The sequence below is a fragment of the Cupriavidus sp. F041 genome (genome assembly GCF_057814235.1).
On record NZ_JBVASY010000003.1, the window covers coordinates 307,978 to 333,272 of the forward strand.

Genomic DNA, 25,295 nt, shown 5'->3' on the forward strand with positions numbered 1-25,295 from the left:
GCGCGCTCCCCGCCAACCAGGACACACCATCATGGATCTCGAACTCCGCAATCAACGCGTGCTCATCACCGGCGGCAGCCGCGGCATCGGCCTGGCCTGCGCGGCCGGCTTTCTGCGCGAGGGCGCGCGCGTGGCCATTGTTTCGCGCAGCGCCGAGAACTTGGCCAAGGCCTGCGCCAAGCTGGCCGAAGGCGAGGGAAAATTCACCAGGGACGTGGTCGCGGTATCCGCCGATCTGACCAATATCGCCGAGGCCGCGCGCGCGGTGGAGGAAGCGGTCGCGGGACTTGGCGGCATCGACATTTTGGTGACCTCTGCCGGCGCGGCCAAGCGCCGCCCGCCGGACGAGCTGACCCCACAGCTGTGGCAGGACGCCATGACCGCAAAGTACTTCAGCTACGTCAACGTGATCGACCCGGTAGTCAAGCGCATGGCGCAGCAGGGACGCGGCGCCATCGTCAACATCGTGGGCATGGGTGGCAAGATGGCCAACCCCGCCCACCTGGCTGGCGGCGCCGCCAACGCGGCGCTGATGCTGGCCAGTGCCGGCCTGGCCAATGCCTACGGCAAGCAGGGTGTGCGCGTGAACGCTATCAACCCGTCGGCCACACATACCGAGCGCCTGCAGCAGGGCATGGAAGTGGATGCGCGCATCGGCGGCATGACAGTGGAGCAGGCGCTGGCGCGCGCCAACGCGCGCACTGGCCTGGGCCGCTTGGCCACGCCGGAAGAGGTGGCGGACGCCGTGCTGTTCCTCTCCTCGCCACGCGCCAGCTATATCTCGGGCGCCATCCTGTCGATCGATGGCGCCACCACGCCGATGGTGGTCTGACGCTGCCAGCCTATCGCGTCGGCGCTTGCGAAGGTGCCCCGCGCGATCAGCCCGGTGCGATTGGCTGTTTGACTTGAACGCGCCGTTGCGCGGTGGCCACCAGCCAGCCCGGCTTGCCCTTGACCTCGGCATCGGCGCGAGACGCACTCGCGGCATGAGCGACGAATGTCTTAATCGGCTCTTTGCGGGGGGCTCGGGAATCCCCCCAAGATAAGCCATCAAATAGAATCGCAATTTGCCACGCGAATGCTTGACAGGTGACGAGATTCGAGCGGCCGCCGCCCTGCTTGGGCGGCATCCTCCGACAGGATCGACTCGGCAAGCGCCGCCTTCTGCTCCTGCATCGCGACGATCTTCTCCTCGACGCTGCCGGCGGTGATCAGCTTGTAGACGAACACGGGCTTGTCCTGGCCGAGACGGTGAGCGCGGTCGGTGGCCTGATTTTCAACGGCGGGGTCTTCGCGATCAAGCGGCACGTGCTCAAGCGCCTCGCAATATCGCAAGCGACTCGCCACACGATTTGCGGCATGGCCCCGCTTCACTGGACTCACGCTAAATCCGTCCACTGCTTTCCGAGCAGTGCGACATCAACGGCTTGCTTCACCTGCGGCACCCCAGCTTGAGAGTGCCGCGACCACCCATAGAAGCGATCCTCAACACTAGTTTGCGCGACGCAGGCATCAGGACACCACCGCGCTCCCGTCCGCCATCAGCATCTCCCCGCGCCGCTCCACAATCATCGCGTACGCCTGCGGCTGCCGGTGCGCGTCGAAGTTGAACGTGGTGCGCTTGTAGACCTCGCAGAAATCCAGGTCGCAGCGGGCGATCGCGACCTCGTCGCCCTTGGTGATGCAGTGGGCCAGCACTTCGCCGGAGGGCGCGATGATGCAGCTGCCGCCAATGCCGTCCACGCCCTCTTCCATCCCGGCCTTGGCCACGCCAACCACCCAGGTGCCGTTCTGATAGGCCCCGGCCTGCATGGAGAGCTGATTGTGGAAAAGCGAGAGGTCGTCGTGCTGCGGCGCCGGCGCATTGTGCACGGGCGTGTTGTAGCCGATCAGCACCATCTCCACACCTTGCAGGCCCATCACCCGATAGGTTTCGGCCCAACGGCGGTCGTTGCAGATGGCCATGCCGATCTTGCCACCAAAGGCTTCGGTCACGCCGAAGTGGTTGCCGGGCGTGAAGTAGCGCTTTTCCAGATGCTGGAAGCGGCGCCACGGTTCGTGCTCGCGATGGCCGGGCAGGTGCACCTTGCGATATTTACCGACGATCTCGCCCTGGCGGTTGACGAGGATGGAGGTGTTGTAGCGCACTGCCTTGCCTTGTTCGCTGGTGAGCTCGGCGTAGCCGAGGTAGAAGCCAACACCAAGCTCGCGCGAAAGATCGAACAGCGGCTGCGTGGCGGCGCTGGGCATCTCGCGTTCGAAGAAGCTGTTGATCTCTTCGTCGCTCTCCATGTACCAGCGCGGGAAGAAGGTGGTGAGCGCCAGCTCGGGGTAGACGATCAGGTGCGAGCCGCAGGCGTGGGCTTCGCGCATCAGATCGCACAGGCGCCTGACCACTTGCTGGCGGCTGTCGGCGCGGGCGATGGGGCCGAGCTGGCCGATGGCGACATTCACAATACGGGACACGGGTAACTCCAGGATGCTTTCGGGGTGGTGGTTCAGGCTAGTGGCAGGGGCTTGGCGTCGATCACGGCCGGTTGGCGAGTTTGAGCACCACCTGCAGCAGGATCTGCGCGCCGCCGATGAGGTCGTTCGGTTCGGTGAACTCGCGCACGTTGTGGCTCAGGCCTTTCACGCTGGGCACGAAGATCATGCCGGCGGGGCAGACGCGGGCCAGCATTTGCGCGTCGTGACCGGCACCGCTGGGCATGCGCATATGGGTGAAGCCAAGCGCTGCGGTTTCCTGCTCGACCAGGTCGATGACCATGGGATCGAATGCCACCGGCTCGAAACGTGCCAGGCGGCGATGGCTAAGAGATAGGGTTTCCGTCTCGCAGGTTTGCCGGGCAAAGGCGAGGACTTCAGCTTCGGCTTGGGCGAGCCGCCGTTCATCGGTATTACGCAGGTCTACGGTGAAGACGGCGCGGTTGGGGATGACGTTGATCAGGTTCGGCTCGAAACGCATGGCGCCCACGGTGGCGATCTGCCGGCCGCCGTAGCGCAACGCCAGGTCGTGCACGAAATTGGCGATGCGCGCGGCGGCATAGCCGGCATCATGCCGCAGTTCCATGGGCGTGGTGCCGGCGTGGTTGGATACGCCGTCGATGGTGAACTCGGTCCAGGAGATCCCCTGGACCCCTTCCACCACGCCAACCTGCAGGCCACGCAGATCCAGCACCGGGCCTTGCTCGATATGCAGCTCCACGAAGCTGTCGACGCGCGGCTTGCCCGCGGGCGCCTGGCCGTCATAGCCGATGCGCCGCAGCTCGGCGCCCACCGAGACGCCATCGATGCCGGTAGTGGCCAGCGCGTCTTCCAACGGCATTCCGCCCACGTAGACCAGCGAGCCCATCATGTCCGGATGAAAGCGCGCGCCCTCTTCATTGGTGAAAAAAGCGACGGCGACAGGACGACGCGGACGCAGGCCGGCATCACGCAGGGTGGCGACCACTTCCAGGCCGGCCAGCACCCCGTAGTTGCCGTCGTAGCGGCCGCCGGTGCGCACGGTGTCGATGTGCGAGCCGATCATGACGGGGAGCAGGTCTTCGCTGCCGGGATACACGGCCACGCCGTTGCCGATGGCGTCGATGGTAACGGTCATGCCCAGCGCCTCCATGCGCGCCACCGTCCAGTCGCGGCCGAGTTTGTCGGCATCGGTCAGCGCCAGGCGGCACACTCCGCCCCCTTCGATGGCACCGAGTTGCGCGAGATCGTCCAGGCTTTGCAGCAGGCGCTCGCCGCGAATGCGCGGCGCGGGGTCTGCCTTTGGCGCGCTCTGCTCGCTCATGCCGCGGCTCCGGCGCGCACTGCGTCCGCGCTTCGGCCAACCAGTTCGGCGTACAGCGCGGGATCAGTGTCGGCCTCGCTGCCGATAAACAGTAGCCGGCTCTGGCGGTTGAGCCCGAGCGCCGCGCGGGCCTGCGGGTCCTGCATGGCGGCGATGGCAGCGGCCAGCCCGGCCACGGCGGATTCGCCGGCCACGATCACGGGATCGTCGCCCAGCGGTTGGGCCAGCAGGCGCATGGTTTTTACCGCGGATGCGTCGTCGACCGTGCAGAATGCGTCGGCGCCTTCGGCAAGGATTTCCCAGGCGAGCAGCGAAACTTCGCCGCAAGCCAGGCCGGCCATCAGCGTATCCAGCTCGCCGGTGACGGCGGTGACCTTGCCAGCGCGCGCGCTTTGCATCAGGCAGGCCGCCTTGGCGGGCTCCACCACCGTGAAGACGGGGCGCTGCCTGTCCTTGCCATCCTCACGTTCCCAGAAGTAGCCGCAGACGGCGGCGGCAAAGCCACCCACGCCGGCCTGGATGAACACATGCGTGGGCCAGGCCGGCAGCGCGTTGACGGCTTCGTCCACCATCAGCTGATAACCCTGCATGACATCACGCGGCACGTCCATATAGCCGGGGTACGAGGTATCCGAGATCACGTACCAGCCATTGATCCGCGCATCGGCATCGGCTTGCTGCACGGCCTGATCGTAGTTGCCCGTGGTGCGTACCACCTGGGCGCCGAAACGTTCGATGGCGGTCTTGCGCCCTTCGCTGACGGTGGCGTGGATATAGATCTCGCAGCGGCAGCCGAACAGCTGGGCGCCCCAGGCCACGGAGCGGCCGTGGTTGCCGTCGGTGGCGCAGGTCACGGTGAGTTCGGCGCACAGGCTGCGCAGCGCCGGCATACTCAGGTCAGCGATGCTTAGCTCGCGGCCGATCCGGGGCCCGATTTCGCGGCAAAGCAGGCGTCCCACGGCATACGCGCCGCCAAGCGCCTTGAAGCTGCCCAGCCCGAAGCGCGAGCCTTCGTCCTTGTAGTGGATCTGGCCGACGCCCAGCGCGGCCGCCAGGTTCGGCAGGGCTTTCAGCGGCGTGGGCTGGTAGCCCTCCCAGGCGGAGATCTCGCGGCGGGCGGCGGCCAGGGCCGGCTCGCTCAGGATGGCGGCGCGCTGTGCACCATAGGGTTCCGCGCGGCTCAGGGCCGGATTGGGGAGAAGATCAAGCGAGAGGTTGGGGAGCGTGGTCATGCGTGTGTATTGGTCCAGTCAGAATGCGTTATTGCGTGTATTGATGGCGGCGCTGCGTGCCGGTCGATCTCAGTGGCCGGTCTCCAGGTCCCCGAGCACGTCGTGCGCGCGCTCCACGCGGGCCATGCGTGCGCGCGAACGTTTGCGGGAGCGGCCTGCCATGGCGGTGGCCAGGTAGTTCACCAGGCTGACGGCGGCCACGTAGGAATCGAAGACCTGGCCGCCGTGGTGCGAGCAGCGCAGCACGGCGTCGGCCTTGGTGGCTAGCGTGGAAACCGGGGCATCGCTGAGCAGGATGAGTTTGGCGCCGGCCTCCCGGGCCAGTGTCACCATGCCGTCCAGGCGCTTCGCACGGCGTCGGAAGTCCACCGCCAGCAGTACATCCTTGCTGTCGATTTCGGCCACCAGTTCGGCATCCTTGCCCGCTTGCTCATTGAGCAGGTACACCTCGGGGCGCACCTGCGAGAGCAGCGCATTGGCATAGAAAGCCAGCATGAAGCTGTTGCGATAACCCACCACCCACACGCGGCGCGCGTTGGCCAGTTCGGTGAGCGTGGTCTCCAGCGCGCGCTCGCTGAGTTGTTCCGGCAGACTGGCGAGCCGGCGGCTGTCGAGTTGCACGTGCGCCTCGAGACCGGCCACGACCGATTGCGGCGCGCCCCCCGACTCGGGCGGCAACCCGTTGTGTTCCATCAGGTACAGCGGAGATTGCTCGGAGACCTGGTCCCGCAGCGATTGCCGGAAGGCGCTGAAGTCCGCATAGCCGAGGCGGCGGAAGAAGCGCGCCGCGCTCGCCTTGGAGACGCTCGCCAACTCCGCCAGCTCGGTGGCCGAGTAGCTGAGCAGGTCTTTTTGCCGCATGAGCAGCACGTCGGCCAATTTTTTGTCTGCTGAAGAAAGTTCGCCGTAGCACTGGTGGATTTGCGCTTCCAGCGCGGGTTGAATGGCCATGTCGGGTCCGTGCCTCCGTTCCGCTTGCCCGCACCAAAGTGGTCCGGGCCTGCACAATGGTGAAACCATGATTTCATGTTTTGGTGCATATGAAACCGTTGTTTCAGTATTGGCGGCCTTTCATGCAAGGGCAATGCCAAGTCAGTGGCGCTATCGGGGAGGCGTGTAACTTCTCAATAAGCCGGGGCAAGGCCAGGTGGTGAGGCGTGGCCGGTGACTGGAATGTCGGCGTGGAAATATCGGCGCGAGCTTGCCGCAAGCCGCAACGCGTTCCACTTGTAAACGCTGGGTGGGGATGTTAACTTTCGCCGTCGCCATTCACGCTGCCCGATCATGACCACTTGCCAAAAATTCACGCCGCCGGACATCGCGCGAGAAGGATTGACGCCAAAAGAACTTGAGGTGTTGGCATGGGTTGAGGGATTGGTCGACATGGCCAATGGCTTGCAGCAGGAGACGGAGCAACTGGAACAGGAACTCGCCGAGTTGAGAAGAGCGGAAAAGCGCGCGTAGCCTGACTGCGGCCGTGAAGAAGAAACTTGTTGCGCCGTTCATTGCCGAGGCCGAACGCACGCCGGCGGTGCTGAAGGTGCTGGCCTGGGGTGAAGGTCTGGTGGAGCTCATCCATCGTCTGGTGGAGAACGCGGGGCACATGAAGGACGAAGTCGCGGTGCTCAAGGGAGAGAAGAAGCGCCCTACGTTCAAACCAAGCCGTATGCATGAGGAGGCCGGCAAAACCAGCGAGTCCAATCGGCAGCAGCAGGGCAAACCAGCCAGACGACGCGGTTCGCCCGCCAGGAGCAAGACGGGGCAGCTGAAGATCGATTGCGAGCAAGTCATCCAGCCGGCCGAGTCGATCCCGTCTGGCTCGCGGTTCAAGGGCTACCGGGATTTCGTGGTCCAGGACCTCGTGATGGGGACACACAATACGCGCTACCGGCTCGCACGCTGGCAGACCCCGGACTGTCAAACGCTGACCGGGCAACTGCCCAAGGCCGTTGCCGGCAGCCACTTTGGCGCGACACTGGTCAGTTACGTGCTGTACCAATATCACCACTGCCACGTGACGCAGCCGCTGCTGTGCGAGCAGTTGCGGGAATGGGGTATCGAGATCTCGTCCGGGCAGATGAATGCGCTGCTGCAGGAGGACAAGGGGCGATTCCACGAGGAAAAGGAGGATCTGCTGTCGACGGGGCTGGCGCTCTCGGCGTATGTGACGGTCGACGACACCGGCACGCGGCATCAGGGCCGCAACGGCTACGTCACCCACATCGGTAACGAACATTTCGCCTGGTTCAAAAGCACAAGCACGAAGAGCCGCATCAATTTCCTCGAACTGCTCGCGGCGGGACATGGCTACCAGGTCAACGACGAGGCCCTCTCCTCCATGAAAAAGCGTGGGCTCCCACAGGCGTTCGTTGATGGGCTGCGTCAGCATGAGTGCGCGAGCTTTGCCGACCAGAGTGCGTGGCTGTCTCACCTGGACAGCCTGGGCATGGACGTTACCCGCCACCGGAACATCGCCACCGAAGGGGCGTTACTGGGCAGCCTGAGGCGACGTGGCGTCGCCCAGGATCTGGCCATCATTAGCGATGATGCGGGACAGTTCAATGTGTTGATTCACGGCTTATGCTGGGTCCACGCCGAGCGTCTCGTGCACAAGCTGCTGCCGCTCAATGACCTACATCGCGAGGATATTGCCCGTGTGCGCGGCGATATCTGGTCGCTCTATGCGGATCTGAAGGAATACAAGCAGAATCCGACGATCCAGCGCAAAGCCGAACTGCAAAAACGCTTTGACGCAGTCTTCATCCAAAAGACCCGTTACGCGACGCTGGACCGTTTGCTCAGACGCCTTCACAAGAACAAGTCCGAGCTGCTCTTGGTGCTCGAACGCCCCGAGATCCCACTGCATACCAACGGCAGTGAACGCGACATTCGCGACCACGTGAAAAAGCAGAAGATCAGTGGCGGCACGCGCAGCGAACTCGGTCGCCAATGCCGTGACACCTTCTCGAGCTTGAAGAAGACCTGTCGAAAGCTGGGAATCTCGTTCTGGGAATACCTGGCCGACCGCATCTCACACACCAATCACATTCCCCTCCTTCCCCACATCCTCGGACAGCGCATCGCTCTCTCCACCTGAGCCGCGTGCCGCCGTTTGCCCCGCTTTATTGAGAAGCTACGGAGGCGTTCGTTAAATATTTGATTTCAAAGCAATGCCGTCGAAAAAATCCGATCGCATTCGCCCGCGCAGCCGGCATCGCCAACAGTGGCACACAACTTGCCTTTCAGTCCCTCGTGTTCCCCGACCGACTGATAAAGGTGCCTTTATGAAACGCAGACAGTTCACCTCCATCGCCAGCCTGATCGCAGGCGCCGCACTCATCGCGATGGCACCCGCCAAAGCCGACGATTCCCTGAGCGCCGTGATAGGCAAGAAGTCGATTGCGATCGGCATCCCGACCGACTTCGCGCCGTATGGCTTCATGGGCACTGACCTGAAGCCGCAGGGCCTGGACGTGGCCGTGGCGCAGATGATCGCCGACAAGCTCGGCGTCAAGGCCGATCTCGTCCCGGTGAGCACGCCGAACCGTATCCCTTACCTGCAGACCAAGAAGATCGACCTGATCGTCTCGGCGCTAGGCAAGAACGCCGAGCGCGCCAAGGTGATCGATTTCACGATCGCGTATGCGCCCTTCTACCAGGCGGTGTTTGGTCCGAAGGCAATGAGCATCAAGAGCTTTGCCGATCTTGGCGGCAAGACCATCGCGGTCACGCGCGGCACCATCCAGGACGATGTGCTGCAGCAAGTGGCGCCGCCCACGCTGAAGATCCAACGCTTTGAGGACGACAACTCCACCGTGGCCGCCTTCGTGTCGCAGCAAACGCAACTGCTGGCCACCGGCGCCGCCGTGGCTGCCGCGGCGATCGCGAAGAACCCCAAGGTAGAGGCCGAGTACAAACTGCTCCTCAAGGATTCGCCCAATTTCATCGGTGTGCGCAAAGGCGAAACCGCGCTGCTGGAGAAGGTCAACGAGATCCTGCGCAAGGCAAAGGCGGATGGCACGCTCAACGGCTACGCGCAGCGCTGGCTCGGCCGCGGCATGGGCGATTTGCCGGACTGATTGCAAACGGGTAAGCGGGCATACGGGTAGGCGGGATAACGGATCGCATTGTTTCCGGCCCCGTGCGCGGGCTCCATGTTGCTGGCGCACTGGCCTGCCTCGCAGGTCAGTCTCGCCGAAGAAAAAATAACTCTCTAGCGGCACTGCATGATCTCCTTCGACTTTGCGCCGGTTCTCTCGCAGTGGCCCATGCTGCTGCGTGGCCTGTTGCTGACGATTCTCCTGACGGCGTTCTCCGCGGCCTTCGGTACGCTCGTGGGCATCGGCTGCGCCTGGGCGCGCATCCATGGCACGGCATGGCTGCGGGCACTGGTGGGCGGCTATGTGGAGGCAGTCCGAAATACGCCGTACATCATCCAGCTGTTCTTTATCTTCTTCGGCCTGCCTTCGATTGGCGTGCGGATGCCGGCGGAAGTGGCGTGTGTGCTGTCGATGACGCTGAACCTCGGCGCCTATGCATGCGAAATCATCCGGGCCGGGCTGGAGTCCACGCCGCGCGGGCAGATCGAAGCCGCGCAGAGCCTGGCGCTCAACCGCTGGCAGATTTTTACGCGCGTGGTGCTGCCGCCTTCGCTGTCGCGCGTGTGGCCGGCGCTGGTGAGCCAGGTCATCATCGTGATGCTGGGCTCGGCGGTATGCAGCCAGATCTCCACCGAAGAGCTTTCCTATGCGGCCAATATTATCGCCAGCCGCACGTTCCGCAATTTTGAAGCCTATATCGTCACCACCTGCGTCTACCTGGGCCTGGCCGTGGTGCTGCGCGAGATCCTGAACTGGGTTGGTCCGCGCTTCATCTTTGGCCGCTGAGACCGGGAGGCATACATCATGGTCGACTTTTCCCTGTGGGACATTTTTCGCAACCTGCTGCTGGCGCTGCGCTGGACAGTGGGGCTGTCGCTGATCGCCTTCGCCGGTGGCAGCGTCGTTGGCATGCTGCTGCTGGTTGCGCGCATTGCGCGCCTGCCGGGCGCCGTGCGCGGCGTGGCGCTTTACGTGCAGCTGTTCCAGGGCATCCCGTTGCTGATGCAGTTGTTCCTGTTCTACTTCGGGCTGGCGTTGCTGGGTGTCGAGACCTCGGCGCTGTTCGCGGCGGCGCTGTGCCTCACGCTATATGCCAGCGCCTATCTCACGGAGATCTGGCGCGGCTGCATCAACGCCATTCCCAAGGGCCAGTGGGAGGCCTCCGCCAGCCTGGCGATGAATCTGCGCGAGCAGCTTCAGCACGTGATCCTGCCGCAGGCCGCGCGCATCGCGGTGGCACCCACGGTGGGATTCCTGGTGCAGGTGATCAAGGGCACTGCACTGGCCTCGGTGATCGGCTTCGTGGAAGTCACCAAGGCTGGCCAGATGATTTCCAACGCCACCTTTCAGCCCTTCCTGGCTTACGGCTGCGTCGCGCTGCTGTACTTCGCCCTGTGTTTCCCGCTGTCGTTGTGCAGCCGCCGCCTTGAGCGCCGCCTGCGGCCCAAGCATTGAGGTCCCGTCATCCCATGTCCAAGCAAACCGAAACCACCAAGCCCTTTTCCCTCGTCGATATCCAGGGCCTGCGCAAACGCTTCGGCGCCAACGAAGTGCTCAAGGGCATTGACCTGCAGATCGGGCGCCGCGCCGCGAGGTGGTCTGCATCATCGGCCGCAGCGGCTCGGGCAAGAGCACCTTGCTCCGCTGCATCAACGGACTGGAAAGCTTCGATGAAGGTGCGCTCAGCGTGGATGGCCAGGCACTGCGCCATGGCGACGCCCGCGCCATGCGCGACCTGCGCCAGAACGTTGGCATGATCTTCCAGAACTTCAACCTGTTCCCGCACCTGAGCGCCGGGCAGAACGTGATGCTGGCGCCTACGCTGGTGAAGGACACACCCAAGTCCGAGGCCGGCAAGCGTGCACTAGCACTACTCGATCGCGTGGGCCTTGGCGACAAGTTCCACAGCTTGCCCGACCAGCTATCCGGCGGACAACAGCAACGCGTGGCAATCGCCCGCGCGCTGGCCATGGACCCGGCCGTGCTGCTGTGCGATGAAGTCACCTCCGCACTCGATCCGGAACTGGTCGGCGAAGTGCTAAGCGTGGTGGAAGGCCTTGCGGCGGAAGGCATGACCTTGGTAATGGTCACGCATGAGATGAACTTCGCCCGCAAGGTCAGCGACCGAGTGGTCTTCATGCATCACGGCAAGGTGCATGAGATAGGATCGCCGGAGGAAATCTTCGAGCAGCCGAAGACGTCGGAACTGAAGAAGTTTCTCTCGGGGCTGCATGGTTGAGCACGTGTCGATCCATACCGGCGCACTCAAGTAAGCATCACGTCCAGCGGATACGTTCAGGCGCGTCAAGACCTTCGCGACCGCCGGATTCACACCCATCTCACTGCACTGAATTCAATATCGCAAACTCTACTGGATGCTTGCTCCACCATGCAGCTTTGCGCGGCGATCGAGTGCGGAAAACTTCCGAGAGATCCGGATTACTCGCCGAAATCTTCGCTGAATGACCCTTCGATGATCACTCGATCAGACCGGGCGGCTACGTGGACAGCAGCCGATTCCAGACATTTCCGAGCCGCGTCGCCCTCCTCATGGACGGATCCGACGCGGCCAGATCGCGAGGCCCCCGCCTTCTTGTGTACTGATTTCTCTGAAGCTTTCCTTGCAATTCGTCTTGGCACCATTTGTCAATTGTGGCCCGCCATACCTCGACACTGATCCTGGGACCCATGGCGCATCCGCCGCTAGTGGGCGGACTGTTTGCGCAGAATCCGTGTCTCTCTCACGCCGTGCATCTTCGCGGCAGTGATCCGGCACCCGCAACGCTCTCATTTCTGGGACGGGAAGGCCGGCACGGCCGCGCCGCTCACCCGCATGCCCGACGAGAGCGTCAATTTCATCGGCGGCTTCGACGGCTACGTGGTCGGAAATATGAAGGAAATCCGCCGCATCTTCGATCTGCTCGGCGTGCAGGTCAACATCATCTGCGATCCCTCGGAAACCTGGAACACGCCGACCGACGGCGAGTTCCGCATGTACGAAGGAGGCACCACCAAGGAAGGTTGTGCCCGCGATCGACTGCAGCGCTTCCGCGGCCTCGCGTGTCTGCTCGCCCACGCCAATCGTCAAGGCCGAAGCGCCGGCGGCGCGGATCTGCGCCAGCGTGGTGCCGCCCAGGGTGGTGCCGCGCCAGTCAGGCGCGATGTGTCCGTCCAGCGAACCGGAGATATCCGGCAGCACGATGGGCTCCAGGCCGAAGGCTTCGATGAGATCTCGCGCAACTCGTCGATGTCGCCCGGCGACAGGTGGCTGCCCGGCAGCAGCGTGACCTGATTGGCCACCACCGGCAGCGGCCTGACCAGCGCCTTGACCACCGCGGCGACGGCGTGCTTGTAGCCGTCCTCGAAGGCGCCGACGTAGTCGGCGGTGGCCCCGGACGGTCACTTCAAACTCCCCCACTTGTGGTCGGCTAAATTCCCCCAGGCAGGACGGGCAGATTATGAATCGGCCTTCTCAGAAACAGCAAGCCTGGTGGCGGCTTCTTTGAGGCGGTAGCTTTTGCCTTCGAACTCGAGAAGCTTGGATCGATGCATCAGGCGATCCAGAATGGTAGTGGCCATGGTGTTGTCGCCGAGGTATCGCCCCCAGTCCTGCACCACGCGGTTGGAAGTGACGATGATGCTGCGACGCAGTTTGTAGCGCTGATGGACCAAGGTCTGCAGCAGTTCGGCGGCGGCGTCCGGGATGCGTTTTGCCAGGAACAGGTCGTCGAGCACCACCAGTTCCGGCTCGAGCAAGGTCTTGAGCAGTCGGTCCTGATCGGCGCGCGTGTCCACGGCGTAGCCGGCGAACACCGTGTCGGACTCGACGTAACGCACCTTCATGCCCTGTAGGGTACCCGAATCAAATTGCGCACCGGTACGATGCTGAACCGGGAGACCCCCTGGGTTGCAGCCATCTCGGCCGCAAGTCCCGCCGGCGATAGCGCGCGCGCCTTGTCCGGTGCGACCAGGCTGATTCGCCACACGGCCTGGTTGTCGGCAAACGTGATGGTCAGGCTATCGTGCAGCACGCGATAACCGCGGGACTTTGCCCTGTCGATCAGCAGATCGAAGTCAGGGACTTCTCCGGGTTGGAAAGTCAGCGACACATCAAGCGTCATGCGCCCCGGAAGCCTGGACTCCAGCCGGTGCAACAGGGACATCGAGCCCATGCATAGCACGGCAAGCAGCAACGCGGCGGCATAGAAACCGACGCCCAGCAACACGCCTATGGCCGAGGCAGCCCAGATGGATGCCGCGGTCGTGAGGCCGCGGATGCTCATGCCGTCCTTCATGATGACCCCGGCGCCCAGGAAGCCGACGCCGGTGACCACACCCTGGATGGTATGGGTCGGGTCTGCCTGGATGTGCGCTGTGGCGCCGCCGTACCAGAGCGACGCGTGACCGACGAACACCGTCAGCGCCGTGGACGCCATGCACACGAGGCCGTAGGTGCGCATGCCGGCGGCGCGGCCGTTGTACGAGCGCTCGTAGCCCACCAGCATGCCGAGCAACAGCGCGCCCACCATGTTCAGCCCGATGAACGCGTTGGCGGCGAGAAAAGTGCCGCTCCAATAGTGCTGCAGTTCTCCTAGCATAGGATTTCTCGATCAGGATGCGAGCCAGGCATTCAGCGAACGCAGGGTTTCCTCGCTCAATTCCCCCGTCGCGGCGGCAAGCCGCAGACGGCCAAGGAGGTAGTCCAGGCGTGCCTGAACCAGGTCAAGCTCAGCGGCGAACACGCGCTGCTGGGCGTCCAGCACGTCGGGTTCCGTACGGGTGCCAACGTCCCGGCCAAGCGTTGTCGCCGCGAGCGCGCTACGCGCCGAAGTCAACGACTGCTCGAGTGCGGCGACCCGCGACACGCCCGTTTTCACCGAGAGGAATCCGTCCTGCACATTCAGGCGCACATCTCGCCGGGCGGCGGCAACGTCCTGCTCTGCCTGGCTCTTCCTCGCAACAGATTCCCGCTCGCGCGAATCCAGTCCGCCGCCCGCGTACAGCGGAATGTTGAGCTGCAAGCCGATCGTCGCGGTTCGGGTGTTGCTGGCTGCAACCCAGGGAGCCAGGTTGCCGGTTTGCCCTTGTGCGCCATAACGTGCCACGAGCGCGACAGTCGGGCGACTGCTGACGCGGTACTTGTCGATCTCCGCGCCGGCAATGTCGAGCGCCGACTGCTTGGTCTTGACGAGGTAACTCTGATCTTCACCCCTTGCCTGCCACGCCATGAGATTGTCCGGTTCCGGCGGTCGCGGCGCGAAATTGGGCGCCAGCCCGCTGAGCTGATCGGGCGGCATGCCGACCGTTTCCAGGAAGCGCGTGCGTCGTTGCGCGAGCGCAGACTGCGCCGTAACTTCGCGACTCTCTACGCCATCCAGGCGCGCCTGGGCTTCATGAAGATCGGTGATCTTGCCCTGGCCGATGTCGAAGCGCGCCTTCGCGCGGTCCCGTTGCTGTCGCAAGGCCGCCTTCTCGGCCTGCACTACACGCAGCGTTTCCTCGCCCAATACCACGCCGAAGTATGCCTCGGCCACCCGCAAGGCCAGATCCTGGCGGGACTGGTCGAACTGCGTTTGCGCCAGGTTCGATTGCCCATGCAACTGCTTCCTCGTGGCTACCGCGGTCCTGTCGTACAGTGGCTGAATGAGCATCACGCCGGCCTGCCGCGCAGTGCCTGAACTATCGGCGGATACCAACGGCGCGGCCTCGGCCGGCGGGTTGCCGGACGAACGATTGTTGATCCGGTCCAGTGCAGCTTGCAGGCTTACCCGAGGACGCAGCAAGGCGTCGCCCTGCACAGCCAACTCCCGCCCCGCCGTGAGTGCATCACTTGCAGCGAGGCTTGTCGGATCATGCGCCAATGCCTGCTGGTAGGCCCCCACGAGATCGATAGCGCCCGACTCTCCAGCGTTCAGGAAAAGCATGCAGCCCAAAGCCACGTGCCCGGCCCGCAGGGCCATACTCAATCTTTTCATCGAAATAACTCTCATCGTCATACTTGCGATCAGACGGTCTCTGGGCGCTTGGCCCGGTACCAGGTCGCATACAGAGCGGGAAGGAAGACGAGCGTCAGCACCGTGGCAACGGCGAGCCCTCCCATGATTGCCCACGCCATGGGGCCCCAGAACACGGAATGGGTAAGCGGCACCATCGCCAGAATTGCCGCCAAGGCAGTCAGCACGATCGGACGCAGCCGCCGCACCGCCGCTTCGACGATAGCCGTCCACAGTGCGACGCCCGCGCCCACGTCTTGATCGATCTGTACGACCAGGATCACCGAGTTGCGGATGATCATTCCAGCGAGGGCGATAACGCCCAACATGGCGACAAAACCGAATGGAATCCGGAACGCAGCCATAATCGCGCTGACACCGATCAGCCCAAGCGGCGCCGTCAGCAGGACCATCGCCATCTTCTTCATGTCCTGCAGTTGAATCATCAGCAGCACGAGCACCGCGATGATCGTCACAGGCATCACCGCGAAAACGGAATGCTGGGCCTTCGCACTTGATTCGTAAGCGCCGCCGATCTCGATGCCATAGCCGAGCGGAAGCGCCTTTTCCAGTGCGTCGATCTTCGGTTGTAGTGCACGCGTGACGTCAGGCGCCTGCGCCCCTGCGATATCGGCACGAACGGTCAACGTTGACACGCGGTTACGCCGCCACAGCTCGCTGTCCTCGCTGTCAAGCGTGAGCCGGGCCACTTGCGAGACCGGCACAAACTTGCCTTCGCGCACGTAGATCTTTGCGTCCTTCAAGTTGTTCAGGTCCGTGCGTTCCGCTGCGACAAGGCGCGAGACCACGTCGATACCCTGGTCTTCCTCGCGGTACTGCGTGATCGGCGTGCCCGACAGCGAAGCCTCAAGGGCCTCCTTGATCTGGCCTGAGCTGATGCCCAGTGCACGCGCCTTGTCCTGGTCGACGTCGACCTGCACTCGCTTGATGCGTTCGCCCCAGTCCTGGTTGACCTGGCGCACGTTGGGCTCTTCACGCATGATGTCCGCCACCTGCTGCCCTATTTCACGAATCTTGGCGTTGTCCTGCCCGTACACGCGGAACTGCACCGGGTAACCGACAGGGGGACCGTTTTCCAGTCGATTGACGCGCCCACGCACATTCGGGAATTTTCCGTCGAACAGCTTCTCGAGCTTCTCCTTCGCCCGCTCCCGTGCCTCACCGCCCTTCGTCATCACCAGCATCTCGCCCAGGTTCAGATTGGGCGTCTGCACATCGAGCGGCAGGTAGAATCGTGGCGTACCGTTGCCTACAAAGCTGGTCACCGCCGCAATGTCCGGATCGCCCTTGAGCAGGCCTTCCAGCTTCTGGACCTCGCGCTGACTCGCCTCAAAGGTCGAGGCCTTCGGCATCCACAGGTCCACAATGAGTTCGGCCCGGTCTGACGCTGGAAAGAACTGCTGGGGTATCGCCTTGAACAGCACCAGTGCGCCAACAAATGCCGCGAGCGTGATGCCGAGTACCCATACGCGCTGCTTAAGGCAGAAGTCGATGAAGTGGCGGAACTTGACATAGAAGCCGCGCTGGTAGACGGCATCCTCGTCATTCGACGCGTGCGCATGTTCCTTCAACAGCTTGAAGCCGATGTAAGGCGTAAAGAGGACGGCCACGATCCACGACAACAACAGCGAAATGCCCACCACCTGGAACAGGGAGTACACATATTCGCCAGTGCCCGACTTCGCAAAGCCGACCGGAAGGAAGCCCGCCGCCGTGATCAACGTGCCGGTGAGCATCGGGAAAGCCGTGGCCGTGTAGGCGTAGGTGGCGGCGCGGAACTTGTCCCAGCCCTGTTCGAGCTTCAGTGCCATCATTTCAACGGCAATAATGGCGTCGTCCACCAATAGTCCGAGCGCAATGATCAGCGCACCCAGCGAGATGCGCTGCAAGTCGATGCCCATCACATACATCGCCAGGAATGTCATGGCCAGCACGAGCGGGATGCTGAGCGCGACGACCAGTCCCGTGCGCAAGCCCAGCGACAGGAAGCTCACGACGAGCACAATGATCACTGCCTCGGCCAGACTCTTCTTGAACTCGAATACGGAATGCTCAACGATACGTGGCTGGTCGCTTACGGCGTGGATCTGCACACCCACCGGCAAGTTGGACTCGATGCGCTTCACCGTTTCGTCCAGCTTTGTTCCAAGCCGGATCACGTCGCCGCCCTTGCGCATGCTCACCGCAAGTCCAATCGCCTCGTTGCCGTTGAAGCGCATCCTCGAGGTGGCAGGCTCCACAAAGCCCCGACGGACGTCGGCGATATCGCCAAGGCGGAAGGTACGCTGGCCGGCACGGATACCGATGGCGCGAATCCCTTCGACCGAGTCAAACTCGCCACTGACAGCCAGCCGCACCTGTTCCGCGGTGGTTTGCACCGTGCCGCCCGATGTCACGGCATTGGTTTGTTGGAGCGTCGACGCAATCAGTGCCGGGTCGATCCCCAGCGAGGCGAGCTTGGCGGTGGAGACTTCCACATAGATCTTCTGTTCCTGCTTGCCCACCAGGTCGACCTTGTTGACGTCGCCGACACGAAGAAACTCGTGACGCGCGGCATCCGCAATCCGTCTCAGATCGTCATAGTCGAAGCCGTCACCAGTGATGGCATAGAGGTTACCGAAGGTGTCCCCGAACTCGTCATTGAAGAAAGGGCCCTGCGTGCCCTGTGGCAGGGTGTGCCGGATGTCGCCCATCTTCTTCCGAACCTGATACCACACGTCCGGCACTGCGCCGGGTGGTACGTCCTCGCGCAAGTTCACCTTGACCTGCGTTTCGCCCGGCTTCACATAGGTGGATGTATAGTCGATCTCCGCCACCTCTTGCAGCTTGCGCTCGATCTTGTCGGTGACCTGATCGGCCATCTGCTGTGCGGAGCTTCCCGGCCAGTACGCCTGGACGACCATGGTCTTGATCGTGAACTCTGGGTCTTCCTTCTGGCCCAGGCCGCCATATGCCAGCACGCCGGCCACGGACAACAGCAACAGCAGGAACGCGATCATCTGCTGGTGCTTCAGTGCCCATTCGGACAGGTTGATGCCTTTCACTTCACACCTCCCGCCTTGGCGACAGCTACCGCCTCGGCCACCTTCACCTGCTGGCCAGGCTGCAACATATGCACGCCGGCACTCACCACGGTTTCTCCGCCCGCCAGGCCCCCAACCACGATGACACTGTCGTTCTGCGCGGCGCCCAGCTTGACTTCACGCGCGATAACCCGCGACGTCTTCGGGTCAACCACCCACACCTGGCGGCCACGTTCATGATCGACAATGGCGGTCAGCGGCACCCGGACCACGCCACTGCCGTCCACGTCGGGCGCGATGACAGACGCTGTCATGCCTAGACGCAGCAGCTCCGGATCCGCCTCCTGGATGGAAATGCGCGCCGAGTACGTCCGCGTGATACTGTCCGCGTCCGGAGCAAGCTCCCGGAGTTTGCCCGTCCAGGACTTGTCCGGATGCGCCCACACCGTAATCGTTAGCGTCGGCGCCTTACGCAGCTCGTCAACTCGCGACTCCGGAATACTGATAGAGACCTCGCGTTCGCCGTCAGCCGCGACGGTAGCGATCGTCTGCCCGGCTGAGACCACCTGGCCGGCTTCCGCGTTGATTGCGCTGACCACGCCATCGCGGTCGGCCACGAGTGTGGTAAATCCGCGCATGTTGGCATTCAACTGCTGCCGCGCCAGTGCCGAACGCAGTTGGGCTTCCGCCTGGTTAAGCGCCAGCCGCTGCTGGTCCAACTCGGCTTGCGAGGCAAAGTTCTGCGCGAGCAGTTGCTCGGTACGCTTAACGTCCACCCGCGCCTGGGCTACCCGGCTCCGCGCCGCATCTGCCTCCGCTCCCGCCGCGGCCACCTGCAATGTTTCCTGCGTGGGATCGAGCTGGAACAGCGGCTGGCCGCGCTTGACATGACTGCCAACTTCCACCATCCGCGCGACGATCTTGCCGGCTGTGCGGAATCCCAACTGACTTTCGTAACGCGCACGAATCTCGCCTGAGTAGTTCGCGCTGACCGACCCGGCGGCACGCCCGGCGATCACTGTCCGCACCGGCCTCACGTCCTTGTGTTCGGATGCTGGACCCGGTGTACAGGCGGCCAGCAGTTGCGCCGCGATGATGGTAAGAGCTGCCGCTCGATGGTTCCTGTTCAATTTCTGCCCTCCAATAAGGTCCGTCGCTCGCCTGCGAGTCATCAGCGGTCGACGCCACCGAGCCGCTCCAATCGGACTCGTGCTGGCTTCATTGACGGCAGGCCTGTTCGGGCTTTCGCCCTTCCCGAGAGCCTGGAATATACATCATACTGACTTTAATGTCATGATGACGTATAATTTATTTTATGGGCGGCGCAACTTTGACTTGCCGGACCGAATGAGACGAAGAAGGCGCGCGCGACGGAAGCATGTGGTGCGCAAAGACAATCGCTATACGCGGAGTGATGCGACGGACATGGGCCGAAGACGCAGGAAGACCGGCGCGCGTCCATGTCGACCCATTGACCACGAGGAGAGAACGGATCGATGACCTCGATACAGACGAGATTCGCAGCTGAAACAGAACAGTGGGAGGCTACCGGCCACCGACAGCGAGTTGCGGCAAAGCGGCGGCAGCGTATGCGTTCGCTGTTGCTGAACAGCGCGCTGCGCTTGATGGTAGAGAAAAGCGCCGCGTCGCCTTCCATCGACGACATCATTTCGGCAGCACGGGTTTCGCGCGGGACGTTCTACAAGTACTTTCCGTCGTCTGACGCGATCGTGCGGGAGCTTGTTGGGAAGATTGCTGAACAGTGGGTGCGGGCGGCCGACCCTATTGTGCGCGCCCATGACGACCCGGCCGAGCACATCGCCAGGGGAATACGGCTGGCGTCGATACTGACGGTACACCAGCCGGGAGTGGCTGGCATCCTTGGCCGGCTCGGCTGGGCGGGCTACCAGGCACCCAATATGCTGGAGTTTGTCCGTAGGGACATCGAGGAGGGCGTTCGTCGCAATCGCTTCAAGCGCATGCCGATCGCCCTGGGGTTCAATATCGTTGCCGGAGCTGCAATGAGCGCGATGCAGTGCATGCTTGAAACCGAATGTCGCGAAGATTTTTCGGAGCTCGCCGCTGCCGTGGCATTGCGCGCCTTAGGTGTGGAGGAATCTGCGGCCGATGCGATATCCAGGTCGCCGCTGGATGCGAGCGAAGCGCTATTCGACGGCTTGCTCGCCGAAGCGATCAGCGATCTGCCGTAGCGTTACCTACGCTCACAAGTTGGAGGGCTCGGCCTTGGCGGCGAGCTTCTCCTGTGCCTTTTCGAGCAGTGATTCCGGCGGAGGCACCAGCTTTGGCAAAGGCGCGGACGTCAACTGTGCGGCACTCGATGCAGGCACGCCGAGTGACCGCAACACCGCCTGGACGATCCGTTCGGGATAATCCCTGGTGGTTCTGCCCTTGGCCATGCGGTGAACGGCGATCAGCCCGGCGCCGGCCACCATATCCAATGCAACGTCGGCCGAAGCGTCGTCAAACGTGCCCCTCTTCAGGCCTTCCTTGATATCCGAGGGCAGGTGCTCATACACGGCACTCTTCTTGCCGACCAAACTCAGGCCCGTAGCGGAAAGAAATTGCGCCACGACAGGATAGGATCGTGCAAGGTGCAGGTACAAGCGAATACCCGTTGCAACACGCAACGCTGGGTCTTCAATATTGCCGACCACGCTCTCGATCATTTGCACCATGTCGTGACTGAGCGCGTCGCTGACAGCCGCCAGCAGATCGTCGTTAGTACGGAAGTAGTTGTAGAAGGAACCTTGTGAGACGCCGGCTGCCGCGATGACATCCGGGATCACGCTGGCTCCGATACCCCTTTGCGCAAAAACGATCATCGCGCTTTCAATGAGACGCTTGCGCATCCGTGCACGCCGTTCAGCGGCAACGCGAGGGCGGTGGTCTTTGGGATCAGGATCGGCAGGCATCTTCAATTAGTGGTCCTTATGTGACGAGGCGATTATATCAATACGCTGCTACAACGCCGACAACATGGCGTAGGCCATGAACGTCCCGCCTTCCTTCATACGAACAAACTCCATGCCGTCCGCGACTCGCGTCGAGCGCGCAGCGTCGCGCGGTGCCTCCGCCACGACAACCAGGCGTTCGGCCGCGGCGAGGATGTCATGCGGAGGACCTTCGCGAACTTCGACTTCGCAGGCTGCTTTCATGGATAGCGTTTTGAAGAGAAAAGGCCCGCATGCCGCATGGCACAGCGGGAGAAGGGGGCGTTTTTCGGCAGCGGCGCCCGCTGCAATTCTTATACGATAATTTGTGTCATGATGACATGCAAGTCATTTTGTAGCAGAATACCGAGTCTTGAAAGATTCCGGTGCGCTCACGCACTGCTTGCCTCATACAACGAGGCCGATAACCATTCCAGGACACGTCGTGCATCAGGACCACTTCCCGCCGCCAGCTCCGCCACAGGAACCGCGCCGGCTGGTTGCATGCGAGCATTGCGACGCACTCCATACGCGCGTGGCACTGAAACCGGGCGAACGTGCCACCTGCCTGCGCTGCGGCGGTGGGCTCTATCGCGATAGTTCGCTTGCCTATCGCCGCCTGCTGCCGCTCGTGGTGACCGCTCTGATCCTGTTTCTGATCTCGAACGCGTACCCGATTGTCGCTATGGACCTCAAGGGCTCGCGCATGGAGACCACGCTATGGGGTTCCGTACAGGCACTCTACGCGGACGACATGACGTTGGTGGCGATGCTCGTGTTCGCCACGACGATCCTGCTTCCGCTGGCCGAGTTGCTCATGATGTGTTACCTGCTGGTGCCGATGGCGCAGCACCGCATACCACCCGGGTTCGACCTCATCGTGCGCAGCATTCGCCAGACGCGGCCGTGGGGCATGATCGAAGTGTTCATGATCGGCGTCCTGGTCACGGTGGTGAAGCTGTCCACCATTGCGCAGGTGCTGCCTGGCGTCGCCCTCTGGTCGTTCGGTGCCCTTGTGGTCGTACTTGCCGCCATCCTGTCCTTCGATCCGCGCGAACTGTGGCATCACCTCGATGTGCATGATGCAGATGACGTGCCACCCTGCTCACCGGATGCCGCGTCATGACCACGCCTCAATCGCCCCACACTACCGCCACTTCGCTCGGACTGCTGTCGTGCCACGCTTGCGACCGGCTCAGTCCGATGACGCTCGAGGCCAAACCCTGTCCGCGCTGCGGCGCCGTACTGCATCACCGCAAGCCGGCCAGCGTGGCGCGCGCCTGGGCCTTCCTGCTGGCCGCCTACCTCCTGTATATCCCGGCCAATCTGCTGCCGGTGATGGTGACGCAATCGATATTCGGCACACAGCGCGACACCATCATGTCCGGCGTGATCTATCTGTGGCTGTCCGGCTCGCACCTGCTGGCCCTCGTGGTGCTGATCGCCAGCGTTGTCGTCCCGCTGCTGAAGATGATGATCCTGACCTTGCTGCTGCTATCGGTGCGCCGCAGATCCACCTGGCGCATCCGCGAGCAGACCCGGCTCTACGCGCTGGTCGAAGTCATCGGCCGGTGGTCCATGCTCGACATCTTCGTGGTGGCGCTGCTGGCCTCGCTGGTGCGGGCCGGGGCGCTGGCCACGATCATGCCCGGGGCCGGGGCTCTGGCCTTTGCCTCGGTTGTCGTACTGACCATGCTCGCGTCACTGAGCTTTGATCCCCGTCTGCTGTGGGATGCGCTCGAGACGTCGCCCTCCCCCATCGAATCTCCCCACTCCGACCATGCCAGAACACGTTAATCATCCCCCGCCTCACGGTGTACCGCAACCTGGACGCAGGCCTCGCGCGCGCTGGCTACCCTCGCTCGTCTGGCTGATCCCCATCGTTGCGGCGGTGGTCGGCCTTTCGCTGCTGATCAACACGCTTGCATCGCGCGGGCCCGAGATCACCGTCACATTCCGCACCGCGGAAGGACTGACGCCGGGCAAGACCCCGGTGCGCTACAAGGACGTCGATATCGGACTGGTCAAGACGGCACGGCTAGCGGCGGACCGTTCGCATGTGATCGCGACCATCGCGCTGACCAAGGACGCCGAGAACTTCGCCGTGGCCGACACACGCTTCTGGGTGGTGCGGCCACGCTTTGCCATCAGCGGCGTGTCGGGGCTCGAGACGCTGCTATCGGGCGCATATATCGGCGTGGATGCCGGCAAGTCGGGCAAGACGACGCGCAGCTTTACCGGGCTCGAAGTCCCGCCGGTTATCACCACAGATTCCTCGGGCAGGCAGTTCGTGCTGCGTGCGCAAGACCTGGGCTCGCTCGACATCGGCTCGCCGCTCTACTATCGTCGCGTGCAGGTCGGCCATGTCGTGGCGTACCAACTCGAGCCAAACGGCCGCGACATCACGCTGCGGGTCTTCGTCAACAAGCCCTATGACAAGCTCGTCTCCGCCGATACGCGTTTCTGGCACGCCAGCGGCGTCGACCTCAAGCTCGACGCCAACGGGCTGAAGTTGTCCACGCAGTCGCTTGTCACCGTCATGCTTGGCGGCGTAGCCTTCCAGGCCCCGGAGCACTCGACCGCGCACACCGCGGCCGCCGAGAACACCGAGTTCCTGCTGGCCGCGGACCAGTCTGAAGCCATGAAGGAACCGGAGGAACTCGCCCCCGCGCTGGCAGTGCTCAATTTCGATCAGTCCGTGCGCGGCCTGTCCCCGGGTGCGCCGGTCGATTTCCGCGGCGTGACCGTTGGACAGGTGCGCTCGATCGGTATGGAATACCAACGTGACAAGAAGGCCTTCCGCATGCCCGTGGTGGTGGAGCTCTATCCGTCTCGCATGGGTCTGCGCGAGAAAGATGTGGCTGACGACATGCGCAAGCGCGCCATCGTGCAAAGCCTGGTACAGCGCGGCATGCGTGCGCAGTTGCGCACCGGCAACCTGCTGACCGGCCAGCTATATGTGGCACTCGATTTCTTTCCGAAAGCGTCTCTGCCGGCTGATCTGGACCTGAACGCGTCGCTGCCGGAATTCCCGACCACACCGGGTACCTTCGACGAGCTGCAAGCCAAGCTTGGCGACATCGTGACCAAGATCGGCAAGGTGCCGTTCGACCAGATCGGGCAGGACGCGCGCACGGCGATGGTCTCGATGAACAAGATGCTCGTCAACGCGGACAAGCTCGTGGCACAGGTCAATGGCGACGTGGCACCGCAGGTGCTGGCCGCGCTGCAGGATGCGCGCCGCACGCTCGCCACGGCCAATGGCGCGCTGGCGCCCGATGCATCGCTGCAGCAGGACACACGCCGGATGATGCAGGAACTCACGCGAACAGCCACCTCGCTGCGCGCGCTGACCGACTATCTCGAGCGGCACCCGGAAGCACTGCTGCGCGGAAAAAGGGAAGAGGAATGATGAAACGTCTGACGATACTGTTTCCGCTGGCCGTCGCGGCCACGGCCTTGATGAACGGCTGCGGGTCGCCCGAGCCGCGCTACTACGCGCTGGCCGCCGGTCCCTCCAACGCCGCGACGGCGGTAACCGAGCGAGTCAGCCGGACCGGCGGCCCGCTATGGATCGAGGTCACGCCGGTGCGTGTGCCGGAGCGCCTGAATCGCACTCAGTTGGTGGTGCGTGACGGCACCAGTGGTGGCGTGAAGCTGTCGGACACATCGCGCTGGGCGTCTCCGTTACCCGACGAGCTGCGCGATGCGCTGTCGCAGCAACTGCAAACGCGTCTCGATGCGGTGGATGTCTACCGGCACGGCCTGTCGGCGATGCAGCCAGCCTTCCGCGTGACGACCGAGGTGGTAAACCTCGACGCCGATGTGGGCAAGCGGGCCGCGGCGACCATCGCCTGGACCGTGCGGCGGCTGCCGGACGGCAAAGTCTTGAGCGGCCACACCGAAACAGAAGTGCCTGCGCCGGGGCAGTTGGAGGGCGTGGTGACTGCGTATCGGGAGATCCTCGCGGCAACCGCGGCCGAAATAGCAGCCGGCGTGCAATCCCTTAACCGCTAGACGTGAAACGGCCCGCACATTGCGCACGGCGGGGCGGCGCGACCAAACCGTTTTTCGCACCACCTAGGTGTTAACGACATATCCGTCATCCTGACGTTTAGACTATTATTATACCGGTGAGCGACGTCGCTTGACCTCCCATTCCGACGTCGCAAGCGCCGTGGCGGCCGC

21 protein-coding genes and 5 pseudogenes are annotated in these 25,295 nt (G+C 63.2%); 13 read left to right on the forward strand and 13 right to left on the reverse strand.

Features of this window, described 5'->3' with window-relative positions:
* Positions 1 to 31 precede the first annotated feature (31 nt).
* Complete coding sequence (locus tag ACZY0R_RS40045; protein WP_488866960.1) at positions 32 to 832, forward strand: SDR family oxidoreductase; 801 nt, start codon at positions 32 to 34, stop codon at positions 830 to 832.
* A gap of 218 nt (positions 833 to 1,050) precedes the next feature.
* Here ACZY0R_RS40045 and ACZY0R_RS40050 read toward each other — a convergent pair.
* The 5 genes and pseudogenes from ACZY0R_RS40050 to ACZY0R_RS40070 form a co-directional block, all read right to left on the reverse strand.
* Positions 1,051 to 1,290 (reverse strand): annotated as a pseudogene (locus ACZY0R_RS40050) (hypothetical protein); the annotation flags it as partial.
* Between the two features lie 222 nt (positions 1,291 to 1,512).
* Positions 1,513 to 2,466: an N-carbamoyl-D-amino-acid hydrolase gene (locus ACZY0R_RS40055; RefSeq protein ID WP_488866962.1), complete on the reverse strand. Its 954-nt coding sequence runs from the start codon at positions 2,464 to 2,466 to the stop codon at positions 1,513 to 1,515.
* Between the two features lie 61 nt (positions 2,467 to 2,527).
* Complete coding sequence (locus tag ACZY0R_RS40060) at positions 2,528 to 3,787, reverse strand: Zn-dependent hydrolase (protein WP_488866964.1); 1,260 nt, start codon at positions 3,785 to 3,787, stop codon at positions 2,528 to 2,530.
* Positions 3,784 to 5,019 (reverse strand): diaminopropionate ammonia-lyase, encoded by a 1,236-nt coding sequence (locus ACZY0R_RS40065; RefSeq protein ID WP_488866966.1) that lies wholly within the window; start codon positions 5,017 to 5,019, stop codon positions 3,784 to 3,786. The genes ACZY0R_RS40060 and ACZY0R_RS40065 overlap by 4 nt, the downstream gene beginning before the upstream one ends.
* A gap of 69 nt (positions 5,020 to 5,088) precedes the next feature.
* Positions 5,089 to 5,970, reverse strand: coding sequence for a MurR/RpiR family transcriptional regulator (locus ACZY0R_RS40070; protein ID WP_488866968.1), 882 nt, complete (start codon positions 5,968 to 5,970; stop codon positions 5,089 to 5,091).
* Between the two features lie 333 nt (positions 5,971 to 6,303).
* On the opposite strand from ACZY0R_RS40070, the gene ACZY0R_RS40075 reads away from it, so the two are divergent.
* The 7 genes and pseudogenes from ACZY0R_RS40075 to ACZY0R_RS40105 all read left to right on the forward strand — a co-directional run.
* Positions 6,304 to 6,483 (forward strand): hypothetical protein, encoded by a 180-nt coding sequence (locus ACZY0R_RS40075; RefSeq protein WP_488857125.1) that lies wholly within the window; start codon positions 6,304 to 6,306, stop codon positions 6,481 to 6,483.
* A gap of 13 nt (positions 6,484 to 6,496) precedes the next feature.
* Complete coding sequence (locus ACZY0R_RS40080) at positions 6,497 to 8,116, forward strand: IS66 family transposase (protein ID WP_488858764.1); 1,620 nt, start codon at positions 6,497 to 6,499, stop codon at positions 8,114 to 8,116.
* A 187-nt stretch (positions 8,117 to 8,303) separates the two neighbouring features.
* Positions 8,304 to 9,098, forward strand: coding sequence for a transporter substrate-binding domain-containing protein (locus ACZY0R_RS40085; protein ID WP_488866970.1), 795 nt, complete (start codon positions 8,304 to 8,306; stop codon positions 9,096 to 9,098).
* A 147-nt stretch (positions 9,099 to 9,245) separates the two neighbouring features.
* Positions 9,246 to 9,905 carry an amino acid ABC transporter permease gene (locus ACZY0R_RS40090; protein WP_488866972.1) on the forward strand — a complete coding sequence of 220 codons (660 nt, stop codon included), beginning with the start codon at positions 9,246 to 9,248 and terminating at the stop codon, positions 9,903 to 9,905.
* Positions 9,906 to 9,923: 18 nt separating this feature from the next.
* Positions 9,924 to 10,574: an amino acid ABC transporter permease gene (locus ACZY0R_RS40095; protein WP_488866974.1), complete on the forward strand. Its 651-nt coding sequence runs from the start codon at positions 9,924 to 9,926 to the stop codon at positions 10,572 to 10,574.
* 14 nt (positions 10,575 to 10,588) lie between these two features.
* Positions 10,589 to 11,358 (forward strand): annotated as a pseudogene (locus ACZY0R_RS40100) (amino acid ABC transporter ATP-binding protein).
* A 549-nt stretch (positions 11,359 to 11,907) separates the two neighbouring features.
* A pseudogene (locus ACZY0R_RS40105) lies at positions 11,908 to 12,150 on the forward strand (nitrogenase molybdenum-iron protein subunit beta); the annotation flags it as partial.
* On the opposite strand, the pseudogene ACZY0R_RS40110 reads toward ACZY0R_RS40105, so the two are convergent.
* The 6 genes and pseudogenes from ACZY0R_RS40110 to ACZY0R_RS40135 form a co-directional block, all read right to left on the reverse strand.
* Positions 12,136 to 12,509 (reverse strand): annotated as a pseudogene (locus ACZY0R_RS40110) (nitrogenase component 1); the annotation flags it as partial. The pseudogenes ACZY0R_RS40105 and ACZY0R_RS40110 overlap by 15 nt on opposite strands.
* A gap of 66 nt (positions 12,510 to 12,575) precedes the next feature.
* Positions 12,576 to 13,019 (reverse strand): annotated as a pseudogene (locus ACZY0R_RS40115) (ATP-binding protein); the annotation flags it as partial.
* Entirely contained in the window at positions 12,959 to 13,717 is a 759-nt protein-coding gene (locus ACZY0R_RS40120) for an MgtC/SapB family protein (protein WP_488866976.1), read from the reverse strand. The gene ACZY0R_RS40120 and the pseudogene ACZY0R_RS40115, both read right to left, overlap by 61 nt.
* A gap of 12 nt (positions 13,718 to 13,729) precedes the next feature.
* The gene (locus tag ACZY0R_RS40125; protein WP_488866978.1) at positions 13,730 to 15,043 is read right to left on the reverse strand and encodes a TolC family outer membrane protein; all 1,314 of its coding nucleotides are present in this window, start codon (positions 15,041 to 15,043) and stop codon (positions 13,730 to 13,732) included.
* A gap of 80 nt (positions 15,044 to 15,123) precedes the next feature.
* Positions 15,124 to 18,177: an efflux RND transporter permease subunit gene (locus ACZY0R_RS40130; protein ID WP_488866980.1), complete on the reverse strand. Its 3,054-nt coding sequence runs from the start codon at positions 18,175 to 18,177 to the stop codon at positions 15,124 to 15,126.
* Positions 18,174 to 19,175 carry an efflux RND transporter periplasmic adaptor subunit gene (locus tag ACZY0R_RS40135; RefSeq protein WP_488866982.1) on the reverse strand — a complete coding sequence of 334 codons (1,002 nt, stop codon included), beginning with the start codon at positions 19,173 to 19,175 and terminating at the stop codon, positions 18,174 to 18,176. Before ACZY0R_RS40135 ends, ACZY0R_RS40130 begins: the two co-directional genes overlap by 4 nt.
* Before the next feature lie 477 nt (positions 19,176 to 19,652).
* On the opposite strand from ACZY0R_RS40135, the gene ACZY0R_RS40140 reads away from it, so the two are divergent.
* The gene (locus ACZY0R_RS40140; protein ID WP_488866984.1) at positions 19,653 to 20,366 is read left to right on the forward strand and encodes a TetR/AcrR family transcriptional regulator; all 714 of its coding nucleotides are present in this window, start codon (positions 19,653 to 19,655) and stop codon (positions 20,364 to 20,366) included.
* Between the two features lie 12 nt (positions 20,367 to 20,378).
* Here the strand turns inward: ACZY0R_RS40140 and ACZY0R_RS40145 are convergent, their stop codons facing one another.
* Positions 20,379 to 21,089, reverse strand: coding sequence for a TetR/AcrR family transcriptional regulator (locus tag ACZY0R_RS40145; protein WP_488867324.1), 711 nt, complete (start codon positions 21,087 to 21,089; stop codon positions 20,379 to 20,381).
* Positions 21,090 to 21,137: 48 nt separating this feature from the next.
* The gene (locus ACZY0R_RS40150) at positions 21,138 to 21,332 is read right to left on the reverse strand and encodes a hypothetical protein (protein WP_488866986.1); all 195 of its coding nucleotides are present in this window, start codon (positions 21,330 to 21,332) and stop codon (positions 21,138 to 21,140) included.
* 220 nt (positions 21,333 to 21,552) lie between these two features.
* Here ACZY0R_RS40150 and ACZY0R_RS40155 point away from each other — a divergent pair, with 220 nt between their 5' ends.
* From ACZY0R_RS40155 to ACZY0R_RS40170, 4 genes are read left to right on the forward strand one after another with little or no spacing between them, the layout of a single operon-like run.
* Positions 21,553 to 22,233, forward strand: a complete 681-nt coding sequence (locus tag ACZY0R_RS40155; RefSeq protein ID WP_488866988.1) for a paraquat-inducible protein A — start codon at positions 21,553 to 21,555, stop codon at positions 22,231 to 22,233.
* On the forward strand, positions 22,230 to 22,904 hold the full coding sequence (locus ACZY0R_RS40160; protein WP_488866990.1) for a paraquat-inducible protein A: 675 nt from the start codon (positions 22,230 to 22,232) through the stop codon (positions 22,902 to 22,904). The genes ACZY0R_RS40155 and ACZY0R_RS40160 overlap by 4 nt, the downstream gene beginning before the upstream one ends.
* Entirely contained in the window at positions 22,888 to 24,519 is a 1,632-nt protein-coding gene (locus ACZY0R_RS40165) for a PqiB family protein (protein WP_488866992.1), read from the forward strand. Before ACZY0R_RS40160 ends, ACZY0R_RS40165 begins: the two co-directional genes overlap by 17 nt.
* Positions 24,516 to 25,124, forward strand: coding sequence for a PqiC family protein (locus ACZY0R_RS40170; RefSeq protein ID WP_488866994.1), 609 nt, complete (start codon positions 24,516 to 24,518; stop codon positions 25,122 to 25,124). Before ACZY0R_RS40165 ends, ACZY0R_RS40170 begins: the two co-directional genes overlap by 4 nt.
* Positions 25,125 to 25,295 lie beyond the last annotated feature (171 nt).

What these genes read in the sequence shown, in the direction of transcription:
- ACZY0R_RS40045 (WP_488866960.1), top strand. Translation starts at nt 32, where the DNA reads ATGGATCTCGAACTCCGCAATCAACGCGTGCTCATCACCGGCGGCAGC.
- ACZY0R_RS40125 (WP_488866978.1), bottom strand. Translation starts at nt 15,043, where the DNA reads ATGCTTTTCCTGAACGCTGGAGAGTCGGGCGCTATCGATCTCGTGGGG.
- ACZY0R_RS40090 (WP_488866972.1), top strand. Translation starts at nt 9,246, where the DNA reads ATGATCTCCTTCGACTTTGCGCCGGTTCTCTCGCAGTGGCCCATGCTG.
- ACZY0R_RS40165 (WP_488866992.1), top strand. Translation starts at nt 22,888, where the DNA reads ATGCCAGAACACGTTAATCATCCCCCGCCTCACGGTGTACCGCAACCT.
- ACZY0R_RS40120 (WP_488866976.1), bottom strand. Translation starts at nt 13,717, where the DNA reads ATGCTAGGAGAACTGCAGCACTATTGGAGCGGCACTTTTCTCGCCGCC.
- ACZY0R_RS40150 (WP_488866986.1), bottom strand. Translation starts at nt 21,332, where the DNA reads ATGAAAGCAGCCTGCGAAGTCGAAGTTCGCGAAGGTCCTCCGCATGAC.
- ACZY0R_RS40075 (WP_488857125.1), top strand. Translation starts at nt 6,304, where the DNA reads ATGACCACTTGCCAAAAATTCACGCCGCCGGACATCGCGCGAGAAGGA.
- ACZY0R_RS40060 (WP_488866964.1), bottom strand. Translation starts at nt 3,787, where the DNA reads ATGAGCGAGCAGAGCGCGCCAAAGGCAGACCCCGCGCCGCGCATTCGC.
- ACZY0R_RS40145 (WP_488867324.1), bottom strand. Translation starts at nt 21,089, where the DNA reads ATGCCTGCCGATCCTGATCCCAAAGACCACCGCCCTCGCGTTGCCGCT.
- ACZY0R_RS40160 (WP_488866990.1), top strand. Translation starts at nt 22,230, where the DNA reads ATGACCACGCCTCAATCGCCCCACACTACCGCCACTTCGCTCGGACTG.
- ACZY0R_RS40070 (WP_488866968.1), bottom strand. Translation starts at nt 5,970, where the DNA reads ATGGCCATTCAACCCGCGCTGGAAGCGCAAATCCACCAGTGCTACGGC.
- ACZY0R_RS40095 (WP_488866974.1), top strand. Translation starts at nt 9,924, where the DNA reads ATGGTCGACTTTTCCCTGTGGGACATTTTTCGCAACCTGCTGCTGGCG.
- ACZY0R_RS40065 (WP_488866966.1), bottom strand. Translation starts at nt 5,019, where the DNA reads ATGACCACGCTCCCCAACCTCTCGCTTGATCTTCTCCCCAATCCGGCC.
- ACZY0R_RS40170 (WP_488866994.1), top strand. Translation starts at nt 24,516, where the DNA reads ATGATGAAACGTCTGACGATACTGTTTCCGCTGGCCGTCGCGGCCACG.
- ACZY0R_RS40085 (WP_488866970.1), top strand. Translation starts at nt 8,304, where the DNA reads ATGAAACGCAGACAGTTCACCTCCATCGCCAGCCTGATCGCAGGCGCC.
- ACZY0R_RS40140 (WP_488866984.1), top strand. Translation starts at nt 19,653, where the DNA reads ATGACCTCGATACAGACGAGATTCGCAGCTGAAACAGAACAGTGGGAG.